General features: G+C 43.3%; 12 protein-coding genes. All 12 read right to left on the bottom strand.

What is annotated here, in order from left to right; all coding sequences use genetic code 11:
* Positions 1 to 65: 65 nt before the first annotated feature.
* Positions 66 to 725, bottom strand: coding sequence for a GNAT family N-acetyltransferase (locus AC1DWN_RS16690; protein ID WP_477560030.1), 660 nt, complete (start codon positions 723 to 725; stop codon positions 66 to 68).
* Between the two features lie 42 nt (positions 726 to 767).
* A complete protein-coding gene (locus tag AC1DWN_RS16695) occupies positions 768 to 1,628 on the bottom strand; it encodes a carbon-nitrogen hydrolase family protein (RefSeq protein WP_477560031.1) in 861 nt (286 codons plus the stop codon).
* A 43-nt stretch (positions 1,629 to 1,671) separates the two neighbouring features.
* Positions 1,672 to 3,030 (bottom strand): sensor histidine kinase, encoded by a 1,359-nt coding sequence (locus AC1DWN_RS16700; protein WP_477560032.1) that lies wholly within the window; start codon positions 3,028 to 3,030, stop codon positions 1,672 to 1,674.
* Complete coding sequence (locus AC1DWN_RS16705) at positions 3,027 to 3,725, bottom strand: response regulator transcription factor (protein WP_477560033.1); 699 nt, start codon at positions 3,723 to 3,725, stop codon at positions 3,027 to 3,029. Before AC1DWN_RS16705 ends, AC1DWN_RS16700 begins: the two co-directional genes overlap by 4 nt.
* A gap of 158 nt (positions 3,726 to 3,883) precedes the next feature.
* Positions 3,884 to 5,440 (bottom strand): ABC-F family ATP-binding cassette domain-containing protein, encoded by a 1,557-nt coding sequence (locus tag AC1DWN_RS16710; protein WP_477560034.1) that lies wholly within the window; start codon positions 5,438 to 5,440, stop codon positions 3,884 to 3,886.
* A gap of 85 nt (positions 5,441 to 5,525) precedes the next feature.
* Positions 5,526 to 7,145, bottom strand: coding sequence for a serine/threonine protein kinase (locus AC1DWN_RS16715; RefSeq protein WP_477560035.1), 1,620 nt, complete (start codon positions 7,143 to 7,145; stop codon positions 5,526 to 5,528).
* 173 nt (positions 7,146 to 7,318) lie between these two features.
* On the bottom strand, positions 7,319 to 8,335 hold the full coding sequence (locus AC1DWN_RS16720; protein WP_477560036.1) for an SAM-dependent methyltransferase: 1,017 nt from the start codon (positions 8,333 to 8,335) through the stop codon (positions 7,319 to 7,321).
* Between the two features lie 412 nt (positions 8,336 to 8,747).
* Positions 8,748 to 9,092 (bottom strand): cyclic-phosphate processing receiver domain-containing protein, encoded by a 345-nt coding sequence (locus AC1DWN_RS16725; protein WP_477560037.1) that lies wholly within the window; start codon positions 9,090 to 9,092, stop codon positions 8,748 to 8,750.
* 49 nt (positions 9,093 to 9,141) lie between these two features.
* Positions 9,142 to 9,957: an Fpg/Nei family DNA glycosylase gene (locus AC1DWN_RS16730; RefSeq protein WP_477560038.1), complete on the bottom strand. Its 816-nt coding sequence runs from the start codon at positions 9,955 to 9,957 to the stop codon at positions 9,142 to 9,144.
* Between the two features lie 39 nt (positions 9,958 to 9,996).
* On the bottom strand, positions 9,997 to 10,806 hold the full coding sequence (locus AC1DWN_RS16735) for a TIGR01457 family HAD-type hydrolase (RefSeq protein WP_477560041.1): 810 nt from the start codon (positions 10,804 to 10,806) through the stop codon (positions 9,997 to 9,999).
* Positions 10,807 to 10,892: 86 nt separating this feature from the next.
* Positions 10,893 to 12,275, bottom strand: coding sequence for a ribonuclease H-like domain-containing protein (locus AC1DWN_RS16740; RefSeq protein WP_477560039.1), 1,383 nt, complete (start codon positions 12,273 to 12,275; stop codon positions 10,893 to 10,895).
* Positions 12,272 to 12,937, bottom strand: a 666-nt coding sequence (locus AC1DWN_RS16745) for a Zn-binding domain-containing protein (protein ID WP_477560040.1), incomplete at its 5' end; no start/stop codon positions are given. The genes AC1DWN_RS16740 and AC1DWN_RS16745, both read right to left, overlap by 4 nt.

Consider the following 12,937-nt stretch of genomic DNA (forward strand, 5'->3'; position numbering starts at 1 on the left):
GCGCTAAAGTATTGGTCTTCAATGGATGTAATGCGATGGTAAGTTAACATAATAGCACTTCTCCTTTATTTAAATGGATTACGCCATTCCATAATGGCAGCATTATTACAAGATTGTACATCATCTAAATAATGATGGGCAACACCGATCGGTGTCCGACCGCATCTCAGAAGAAAAGTAATGACAGGATCCTTCCATTCACCTTGCAGCACTTTCTCCAAGTAAACCTCTGGAGAAACCTCGGCCGCATAGGCATGATAACCAGGCATTCTCCCACCGCCAAGTAGCCTTTGCAAACCTAGATGCACCACCGTCTCGCACATCGTTTGCATGAGCCATTTTCCAATACCTGATTTGCGATAAGCTGGGATAACACAAATATCTATAACATAGAGTGTGTCACCGCTACTGTTATGATTGCGAATATAGCCTTCGTCAGCTATCGCGTTCCAATTATGAGAGTTGTTGTAATCATCCATATTAACTATAAGTCCAGTCATAGATCCAATCAATTTCCCATCGAGCTCCGCACATAAGGCGCCTTCTGGAAAACGTGAGACGTGCTCAGACAACTGCTCGTGGTCCCACCATAACTCTTCTGGATAAGGAGGAGGAAAGCTTTCACGTTGTATATCTATAAGTGCAGTAAAATCAGACTCGGTATAATTGCGAATAATGGTTTCTTGCGGTTTTCCGTCTATAAATAAATACARTGACTTCTGCATGACGTTCCACCTCTACTCATTATAGATTTTGAGAGCGTTTGATCAGTTCCAATCGGGGTAGAGGTCTGTTCTCCGATCTCTCCAAGTTGTCACAGACCCTCTCGCTCTTACATCCTCTAGCAGATCTAGATCAAGATCGGCAACGACTAACATATCATCATTTATGATTCCCTCGCTTAAAATACCAGCTGGAGGGAACGGAATGTCATTCGGAGCAATTATTGCCGCTTGGCCGAAATTCGCACGCATGAAATCAACTTTGCGTAAAGAACCTACTGTTCCTGTAGTCACGATGTATACCTGATTTTCAATCGCTCTCGCATGACAGCAATATCTTACACGGTAAAAACCGTGACGATCATCTGTACAGGATGGACAGAATATAACATCGGCCCCCTTTGCCCTAACCATGCGTACGATTTCAGGGAATTCAATATCATAGCAGGTCAGCATCGCTATTTTGCCAAATGCCGTCTCGAACACTTCAACACCTTCGCCAGCTGACATATTCCACTCACTAACTTCAGTTGGTGTAAGATGTATTTTATGCTGAATGTCTACCTTCCCATTCGGATGGAAAAGGTGTGCAGCATTTCGAAGCTTGCCATGATCAACCTCAATAACATGTGTACCGCCAACTATGTATACGTCATACTCTGCAGCTAATGAACCAAAAAGCTGCAAGTAGGCTTCCGTAAAATCAGGCAAGCTCTCAATCGAGAGAGCATTTCCATGACCATCRCCAATAGACAATAATTGAGTCGTCATAAACTCGGGGAACAATACAAATTGAACCCCGTATTCAGACGCATTGCGTACATAGTGAGTCACCTGATCAGCGAATTGCTCAAAGGATCCAATGTCCTCCAGCTTATACTGAACGGCTGCCGTACGAAACTTCATAGATGAACCTCCTATCAATTATCATTTAGCCTCTTCGTAAGTTCTAAGTTCTACGCTGCTTAAACTGCAGAGTAATCGTAGTCCCTAAATCAGGCAAGCTAAATACATCTACTTTACCTTCATGCAAATCGACAATTCGCTTCGCGATGGATAATCCGAGACCAACTCCACCGGTTGTACGACTTCTTGCTCCATCTACCCGATAGAAGCGTTCAAACAGATGAGGTATCTCGTTTTCAGGAATACCCATCCCTTTATCCTTGACCTCGATTTTCACAATGTTTCTCATTAGAGTGATTGTGATATCAATCGGATCCTTTGAATATTTAATCGCATTATCTAATAAAATAACGAGCAATTGTCTGATTTTGTCCTTATCGCCAACCATTCGAACTACTTTTGATAATGCCTTTACGCGAATAGAGCGCCCGAAAGTGGTTTGCAGCATCGTCGCGATTTCATCAACGACCTGAACGACATCAAACAGCTCCTGTTGCAACCAATCCTCTTGTTCGGCTTCTGCGAGCATAAGCATCGATTTCGTCAAGTTTTGCAAACGATTTGCTTCCTTGTCGATCGCCTCAATTGCCTCGTCGCGTAGGCTCTGATCATCTCGCCCCCACCGCTTCAACATTCCTGCATAACTGCTAATAACGGTAAGCGGAGTTTTCAACTCATGCGAAGCATCTGCTACGAACTGCTTCTGTTTGGCGAATGTACGATCAAGTCGTTCAATCATCTGATTGAAGGCGCGTACTAGCTGCTGCAGCTCTGCTGACTCCTCACGATTACTCAGTTCAATTTGTTTGAGCTTACCGCTTCGATCAATTTCTCGCATCGTATTAACCATTTGCTGAATAGGAGCAGTAAGCCTTGATGTGAACCAATACGTACCAAAAATAGCAAATAAAACAGCGCCGCCGCTCGTAATACTTAAAGCTGCGACCAGAACTTGCAAGTAATTGTCCAGTTCATCTAAAATCCGACTAACCTCAAGCATGGCGATGACATGGCTACCCTCATAAAGCGGTACACGCATGTATAACACACGCTCCCCGCTCTTAGTAATCATGCCTGTATGATGCTGTGTCTCGAATGTGGCAGGCAGCTCAAGCAAAAGCGGGTTAGTACCCGATATATTGACTACACGATTATTCGGCACAATGATACGAATCATTTCATTCACGTTATAATAATCGTTCAGCAGTTCTGGAGTATTTAGCCCTTGGCCACTCTGTATTCGAGGGTTCTCCAGCATCGTATTTACCTTATTGGAAATCACTTCTTCTTCGCTATCAGTCGTGATTTTTATGACATAAAAGTACACGAAAATATTAAACAGAATCAGAATAAAAATAAGCCAAAAAATAGTGAAAAGCGTAAATCGTTTACGCAGTGTCATGCATCGGGCTCCTTTATCATATAACCTACTCCACGAACCGTATGAATCAGCTTATGGCGGTAACCCTTGTCCAGCTTTTGACGTAAATAACGAATATATACATCAACTAAATTTGTTTCACCAATGAAATCATAGCCCCATACCTCGGATAAAATATCCTCACGAGACTTTTCATCGTTTTTGTTCTCCACTAAGTAAACTAAAAGCTCGAATTCACGTGGAGTTAATTCAATTAGAAGATCTTTGCGATATACTTTGCGTGTCCGCAGCTCAATCGTCAAATCACCAACTTTAATGAGGTCAGAACCTTCCGCTTCTCGCGGGTTTATCTGAAAAATACGTAAAATATTGCGAACGCGCGCTAGCAGCTCTTCCATCGCAAAAGGTTTTGTAATGTAGTCATTCGCACCGTGCTCGAAACCACTCACTTTATCCGGCACCGTATCTCTAGCAGTCAACAATATAATAGGCACTGGATTTCCTGCTTGGCGCAACAATCGCAGCACTTCAATTCCACTCATTTCAGGAAGCATCACATCTAACAGCATTAGCTCCCATTCTCCTGTAGATGCCATTTCGTAGCCAGTACGGCCGTCAGCCGCAGTTCCTACAGAATAACCCTCATGCTCTAATTCAAGCTGCAATRTACGAGAAATACCCGCTTCGTCTTCAACGACAAGAATTCGTTCTTTCATCTTAACGCTCACCTGCTTTTCGTTTATCTTCTTAATCACGTGCCTTTTCTTTCATCATAATGAAGCAACCTCATAAAAGCAAGCAAGCCGATCTACATGAAAAAGTAGACCGGCCTGTGCTGCATGAGTACATCTTTCTTCAAAAGTACTGCCTTCGTTTAATGCTGTGTTTGCATCGCCCAAGCTTCAACATCCCAAACTTTGGTAACCCAGTCTTCATAGAAGTCAGGTTCGTGAGATACAAGCACTACAGTACCTTTAAATGCTGTAAGCGCACGTTTCAATTCAGCTTTGGCCACGACATCCAAATGGTTCGTCGGCTCATCGAACAAAATCCAGTTACTTTCGTGCATCAACAATTTGCATAGGCGAACCTTAGCTTGTTCTCCACCACTTAGCTGATTAAGCTGACGAGAGATATGTTCATTTTTCAGACCGCAACGTGCCAGTGCTCCGCGAACCTCTGACTGCGTCATCGTCGAAAACTCATTCCATACATCATCTAGTGGAGTCATCGTTGGTGCTTTGGACTCTTGTTCGAAATAAGCTGAGCTCAAATAATCACCACGATAGGTTTTACCGTCAAGAGGCGGAACAACGCCAAGAATGGTTTTAAGTAGAGTCGATTTACCAACACCGTTACAACCAACAATAGCAATTTTATCACCGCGTTCAATAAGCATATTCATTTTTGGCAGCAATGGCTTGTTATATCCAATGACCATATCTTTAGCTTCAAAAACGGTTTTACTGCTTGCGCGTGATTCTTTAAAGTTAAAAGTAGGCTTAGCAGCTTCTTCAGGCTTGTCGATTCGATCGATTCGATCGAGCTGCTTTTCACGGCTCTTCGCTCGGCCGGAGGTCGAGGCACGTGCTTTATTTCGAGAAATAAAGTCTTCCTGCTTTTTAATAAAGTCCCTTTGCTTCTCATAGGCGTCAATATGCTGAGCTTTATTCAAGTCAGCCATCTCAAGAAACTTATCATAATCGGCTGTATAACGTGTCATCTTCGTAAATTCAAGATGATAAATAACGTTTACTACTTGGTTCATAAAGTCCGTTTCATGTGAAATAAGAACAAAGGCATGAGGATACGACTTTAGGTAATTGGTCAGCCAGTTGATATGCTCTTCATCCAAATAGTTCGTAGGCTCATCAAGCAATAAGACCGTAGGCTTCTCCAAAAGTAGCTTTGCAAGCAATACTTTCGTACGCTGACCACCGCTAAGCGCGGTTACGTCGCGATCTAAACCAATAACGCTTAGACCTAAACCATTTGCCATTTCATCTACTTTCACATCGATTAAATAGAAATCGCCTATTTCAAGTTCCTCTTGAATTTCGCCCATTCGCTCAAGCAATTTTTCAAGCGTATCCGAATCAGCTTCACCCATTTGTGCTGCAATATCATTTAACTCCTGCTCCAAGACAAGCATCGGGGCAAAAGCATCTTTCAATACATCGCGAATCGTTTTACCTGCTTCAAGCTTTGTATGCTGATCCAAATATCCATAATGAACGCGAGGAGTCCACTCCACCTTACCTTCATCTTTCAAGAGCTTTCCAGTCAAAATATTCATTAACGTGGATTTACCCGTCCCATTAGCTCCGACAAGACCAACATGCTCCCCTTCTAACAAACGGAAGGATACATTTTTGAATAATACCCGATCCCCGAACGTATGTGATAATTGCTCTACAGTTAACAAACTCATTATTTTTATCTCCATTCATGAATGATCACTAAATCTAGTCTTCAAGTTCTATCGTTTTGCCCGTATTATTGTAACACAAATCCGACTATTTTGTATTAAATTCATTGTAAAGCAATGCAAAAATAGGCTGAAAAGCACGATTCAACCTTTTTGCATGGCGAGTTTCGTCAGTAATCCATTGTCCATTCCATTGAGCGGACACTACTGCTTCGGTTGGGAGTAATGGTATTGCAGCAGCCGGTTTTACTGGAAATAATGCCAGCCATTCACTCCGTTCACGAAACCGCATATCCTTATTAGCAATCCATATAAAACGGCATCCCATATCTTTTAACTCCTCGGCTAAGTTTGTAAGCCTGTGCAGAGCAATAAGCTGCCACTTGGCTACACAAGGATCTGCTACTATGAATATTAATCGCGACTCCTTCAACAGCTGAAGCGCACGAGGCTCATTCCATTTGTCAGACAGATCGATCAAAGTGACCTCACTTTTTAATTGACGAAGCATCTGTTCAAATCTTTGATCATCAGAGATCATCTGTAAAGGCTGCTCCGGTAGTAGCGTTAACCAGCTAACCTTGCTTTCCTGTTGCTTGTAATTTATATATCGTTGATCAAAAGCTGGCTGACCTTCCTGTTCGGAAGCTATCGGCCTAACTTTCTTTGGCAGCATCCCATGCCATTCTGGACATAAGCCACAATACTCCGCTGCAATCGTTGCTACTTCTAGTTTTTCTAATAGTGCTGCTAAAGTTACTGTTATAAATGTAGCTCCTGCACCAGATGATAAAGAAAGGACACAAGCTTGAACACGCTTAGCAGGAGGAATGTTGCGAGATTCAGCCTGACTATGGCTTAGATTATCATATCGTGGTAATCGTTGTTCAAATGTTCTTAAAGCGCGCTCGACCTCATCCATCGTTTGAAATCGAAATTGTGGATCGCGCTGGAGCATACGTTGAAGTACCGTTTTGAACGCAGCCGGCAGCTCACTTTGCAAATGATCGAATAAATTCTGATTCCATTCTGTTGAACGGTCTGACGAATAGCTTCTACCGCCACTAACCATGTAATACAGCAGTGCCCCAAAGCCGTACACATCCGTTCTCGCATCGCTTTGAGCAGTTCCTGCTTGTTCTGGTGCGGCATATCCAACTGTACCTAGTTGAGTCGTATCCTGATCTTTATCATCCTTATAACGCCTTGATATACCAAAATCAATGAGCTTTATATGTCCATTATTATCTATCATTACATTGGATGGCTTCAAATCACGATGAATAATAGACGGTGACTGCGAATGTAAATAACATAAGGCAGAGCAAAGTTGAATGGCGATATTTATCATTTGATTGAATGTAAAGCTGGTGAGGGTTCCGATTGCTGCAGTAATGGTCTGTCCGTCAATATAGTCCATTACTAGCACTTCACATCCCTCTTCAAACCCAGTAAAGTAATCAAGTATTAAAGGTAAATGCGGATGCTGTAGCTGCATTAACGTATAAGCTTCATCCGAGTATCTGCTGCTGCCACTCCGATTAGAAATCGTTACCTTTAAGGCTCTCAATGTACCCTCTAGCTTCATATCCTCTACTGCATACACAACCCCCATGCCACCTCTTCCAATCGTTCCTACAATCCGATATCGTTCACCAATTATTTCCCCCATCTGTAATGTATGCATGTTACTTTGAGAATTGTTCAAGCTAATTCCCCCTTATCTGAGCACAAAAAAAAGCATTCCAATGCCGCCTGTTGTCACAGAAGCGGAATTGGGATGCTTTCCCGATACTCTATCTTATTAATTACTGATACTTTAGCATAAAATGATAAGGTAAAACAACCAATCGTGCTTGTTCAAAATGAAGTGGCGATTAGTTATTTTTTTTGCAAATACAACGTAATTTCTTCTCGATTATGGAACAACTGTTTCGCTCGTTCAAGTGAAAACACTGTTCCCAGTCTCTCAATTACTTCTTTTATCGTTTGAAGCGGTTTGCGATGCATTAATTTAACTGTAATAATTGCTGATGCTCCTTCTGCAAGCGATGCTTCAAGATCCAGCACCAGCTTACACATGAGCATAGGACTCCAGCTCATATCACAGACAAGTAGATCAAATGTTTTTGGCTTAAATTTCACTTCAGACGCATTGCGCTTTAAATGGTTTAAAGCCGGGTGTCCGATTAATGATGGATGCAAGTCTGCTGGATCAACCGCGGTCACATGCAATCCTCTCTCAAGCAGCAAAGAAGTCCATCCACCTGGTGCAGCACCAATATCTAACGCACGGCTAAACAAGGAATAATCCATCCCGAATGTCCGCTCCGCTTCCAGCAATTTGAACTTAGCACGAGAGACTTGTCCTTCTTCACGTTGAAATCGAACAGCGCCTCCTGGCCAATCAGACAACATTTCCGAGGGCGTGCCAAAACCAATGTAAAGCTGCTGCGCTGCAGCATAAATGGCAATTATAATATCCGGTTGCTGTACGACCGGCTCAGCATCAATTTCTTCAAGGACCGCATCTATAACTGCTTTCGTGTCTGACGCGCTATAGTGAAATTCAGATTTTGAAGTACGTCTAATATGTACGGCAATCCGTTTATGTTGAAGCGTTAATACAGCATTCCRCACCATATCGGATAACTGTTCTAGGTCATTTGCGTTACCGTTTATTTCAATCGTCCGATCAACCGGCTGTACATGCCGCAAGAAAATAGGCTCCTGCTGATGGATGGCTTCCAATGTGGCCTCGCGGCTTAGTGGGCTATTCATCAAAAAAACTTCACCCGCCGATAGTTGTGTGTAGGCCGCGCCCTCAATAATCCTCCGAAGCTCTTCCATCGCATAAGGCGAATAGCTCTGATTTGCTGTTCCAATCCATTGACTCACGTTTCTATGCCTCTTCCGTTATATATTCCTACAAAACACCCAAACCCTTTAGGGCTTCTACCAGACCTTCAAAGGCTTTACACCCAAACCCTTAAGGGCTTTCTAACCAGACCTTCAAAGGCTTCTAACCAAACCTTCTAAGGCTTTCACCCAAACCTTCAAAGGCTTCCAACCAAACCTTAAAAGGCTTTTCGAACCCACCCAAACCCTCCCTTCCAAGGGAGGGCCCCGAGGGTTGCACCCTCTGGACACCTGCAATTGGACTAACGTGGGAGTTACAGAATTAGCTGTGAGTTACCTTATGTGGTGGATCGCTTTCGTCCCGATGGGACACGCTTCCTGTTTATGAGCGCTTAGAACGCTTGGAGCGCTTGTGTAATCTAGATACACTAAGATCTGAGTAACGTTATTGTTACTCAGATCTCACTAGATTAGCAATCTTATTTAATAACTCTTCCGACATGGGACCGTTGTGGAGCTTGGTTCCTGCCGGAATACTGGTTGATAATAAATGATACATTTGCATACGGCCTGATGCACTGGATGTGTGAAGGTAGATTTGCTCTGGGTAGYGACCGCTCTCTACGATGTGGCGAACTACTTCGTAGCCCGTAGGCTGGCCCCAGCCAAGATCATAATCAAGAGACAAAATATCAACAGACTCGAGATCAAGCAGTTGTTTGCATTCCTCTGCATTTAACGCGAGTGCGAATCCTTTGGGACATTCGCGATAATCATCTAAATAAACATGAATCATGGTCGAATCCTCCATTCACGCATCCTTTTCAAAGCAAGCTGTATCACTCTCACTGATCCTTCTGACAGCTCAAGCATACAAATGCTTTTCGTGCGGATACGTTTATTCTCTCAATCGATGCTCCACATCTATGGCAAGATTGACCTTCACGATTATACACTTTGAGATGAACATTATATCCACCCGTTAGCTTATCGTCCTCGGAAAAAGGCTGGTCACCAACACCACCGTGTGAAATCGCTTCCTTTAGCACTTTATGCATAGCAGCGTATACGCGTTCCCAAGTTTGCAATTCTAGAACCGGAATTTTCGAGTCAGGACGAACAGCCGCTTCAAAACAGATCTCGTCAGCATATATGCTGCCAATTCCAGATAATACATGCTGGTCAATAAGAGCTGCCTTTATGGAGCCGCGTTTCTTTGCGAAACGTTCAATGAAGCGATCCAAATTTAATCTTTTCTCAAAAGGATCTGGTCCGAACTGTCCAAGCTGCTCTTCTACTCCTTTAACCGTTAACATCTGCATATCGTCAGCGCGAAGTCCGATGATATAAAGTGTTTGATTAGCGAATCGCATAATGACCTGAGCAACGCGGCTTGGTTGATCCTCGTCTGATCCTTTATATAAATAAGCACCCTGTGACAAATGGAGCATAATCCGTTTGCCATTATCTAAATGGAACAGCAAATGCTTGCCGCGTCGTTCGATGAACCATACCATTTTTCCAACAATGTCTCTCTCGAGCTGCTCTGTGCTTACTTGAAATACTTTAGCGTTTGTAACTTCTATACCGGTGATTTGGGCTCCGGCAAAATGCTCCGTTAGTGCAGCCCTGTATAATTCCAATTCCGGCAGTTCATGCATGAAAATCCGCTTCCTTCCTATTGTCTTCGATTGTTTCTCTTATATCCCACTATAATCGGAAATAAACGCACGAAGCTCCTCTAGATGATTGCAAATCATATCCGGCTTACAGCCAGCTTGTTCAACGTAATAATCTAAATTATCAGCTGTAGTAAGGCCTGTTAGAACGAGTACCGTTCCACAACCTGAAGTATGGCCAAACGCGATATCTGTTGCCATGTTATCACCAATTACCCATGTCTCGTCTGCGGAGAGACCAATACTGTTCAATGAAAATTTCATTAAAATAGGTGAGGGCTTACCGATCAGTGTCGGCTCCTTGCCTCCTGCAGCCTTTAACATTGCGCCAATTGACCCTGCACCGGGTATAAGCCCATCTCCAGACGGGATCAGCAAGTCAGGATTCGTTAATACATATTGAGCGCCGCCATGGATATATCTAACTGCCTTGGTTAGTCTTTCATACGTAAACGATCTATCAATGCCTTGTAGTATAAAATCTGGCTGATCCTCTGTAAGCTCCAAACCGGCCTGCGTGCATGCAGCCCTTAAGCCTTCTTCACCAACTACAAAAACCTTTGCATATGGCTGTAACTCAGCTATATGCTGTGCGGCAGCTTGTGCCGAAGTACAAACGTCTTCTGGTGACGCTGCGATCCCCATAGTAGTCAACCGATCCGCCACATCCTCGGGTGAAGCAGAAGAATTATTCGTTACAAAGCGATAAGGCAGCCCAATATCTTTTAAATAAGAAACAAGTGTATCTGCACCTTCAATTCGGTGTGTACCGTGATATAAGGTTCCATCTAAATCAATAAGTAAACCGCGCATTTTAGGCCGTTTTACCATCATATCTGCGTGTGCCTCCCATGCCAAAACCAATTGTATCCTTTTGTTTATACGTCTATACTATACATTTGATTCTTATATTCACATCACATGGTTCGATTTAGCTTCTCTAACTTCCGATGAAGACGAGAAATTCGATTACGCAAAGCGTCAATTTCAGCTCGCCGTTTAGTATCTATCCGTTGCATCATGGAATGGGTTACAGCATGCTCTAATGCATTCTTAGCGAATTGCAAAGCCGTTTCATAATCTTTCAGCTTATGCTCATAATACATCGCAAGCTCAACATTTGCTTCCAAAGCGGCAGAACTATGATGTGAGGTTGAATGAATAATTGCCTTCTGCCACAATAACACAGCACGCACCCAATTTCCAGCCTTCTTGTCACGTCCCGCCAGCATAAGAAGTGTTGATGCGTTTGCTTTTTCTGTATGAAAAGCTAGTTCGAACAATTGATCGGATAATTGTGATTTCCCCATCTTCTCAAGCCAAAGACCGGTGCGAACCATTTCCTCTGGTTCAGTTGGTAGAGGAATGAAATCGTGAAGGTTTCCATTCAACAAATGCCCAAAGCGAATAGCTAAGCAAGCAAGCGACAGCATATCAGTTTCATTATGAAGAAATACACCTTCAAGCGGTGTTGGATCCCCTGTAGCCAAAAACTCAAAATACAATTGCGGAGCTAATGATCCAGGCACATCATCCACACGTTGAATACCGAGTCGTTCCTCTTCAACTTGACTTAGTTTGCAAGAAACTAAAGTATTTCGCCATATCGATCGAGCAGGATGAAGAAAGTCGAGATGCTTCGGTTCCCATATATTTCGGCCAAATCCATTCATTATGAATCGATTTTGTACAAGCGGCCAATCAAATGTCTTTCCATTATACGTAGCAAGAAAGGTATAGTTGCTTAGCTTCTGCTGCAAATAGGTAAGCATAGCCTGTTCCTCAGCAGGATGGCGAATTAATGCTTGCTCAATGACAAATTGTTCATTCCACATGTAGCCTATCCCTACCATAAACGGCACATTTCCTGTACCCACGCCTAAACCTGTCGTTTCCAAATCCAAAAACAAGATTTGCTCCGCTGATGTGCTGACAGTTGGATGAAAATTTGTTAAACCGGGAGCCGCATGATGCAGCTCGTCAATTGCATGTAGTCCGTGTCGAAATGATATGGGATAAATGATCTTTCTTAGTAAAAAGCTGCCGATTTCCGTTGCTTGCAGCTCGACGCCAAAGTTTGCCCAAACCGGAGAAATCCACTCTGATTCGTCCTCTTCCGTTATCAGTTGGTCGGGAGCATTTGTTACTTCAAAAGATTCAGGCGGACTATCCATCTCAGTAAGCTTAGTGTGCTCAATGTGCTCAGTGTGCTCAATGTGCTCAGTGTGCTCAACATGCTCAGCATCACGATCAACGTTTCCCCCGCGCAGGCGGTTCATTCTATCGCGAAGCCCGCTCATCGCAATCCACCCATTTCATTAAGAAGCTCTAACGCCTGTTGCTTGCCAAGCAGGCCAACCTCTTCAATCGGGCCAACGCAGGCAGGGCAACCGCTAAGACAGGAGCATGCGCGGATGAGTGACATCGCTTGTCGAACAAGCTCATCATGTACCTCGAACAACCGTTCACTAAGCCCGATACCGCCAGGATATCGATCATAAAAGTATATCGTTGGTTTCTGTGTATGCACCGCTTTCACTTGAGGAACAACCCTAATATCAAACGGATCACACATCAGATATAGCGGTGCAATATGAACAAGCACGTTAGCAATACCAAGCAATGCGAATTGCATTTCATTTTTACTCTTCTTCGCCGCTTCTTCCTCACTGAAAGAGAACCAATACCCGCTCGTATGCAGTTCTTCTTCTGGTAAATGGATGGGTCCAGAGCCGATATTTTCATGAGTGCGCAATTTAATTTTTTTGAAAATAGTAGGCTTTGCATTCACGGTAAGCTCGCCATACTGGAGTAGTAAATCCCCCGCTTCTCTTTCCTTGTCAACGTGAAGCACCTTAAGCTCTGTAGCTAGATTGGCATCGGTATAATAATCAACATTAACCTCGCGAACATACGCCTTTTTCTCAGGATAATCGAGCTTCTCCACCTGATACTGCACGCC

This window comes from Paenibacillus sp. P4_A7 (assembly GCF_056402455.1).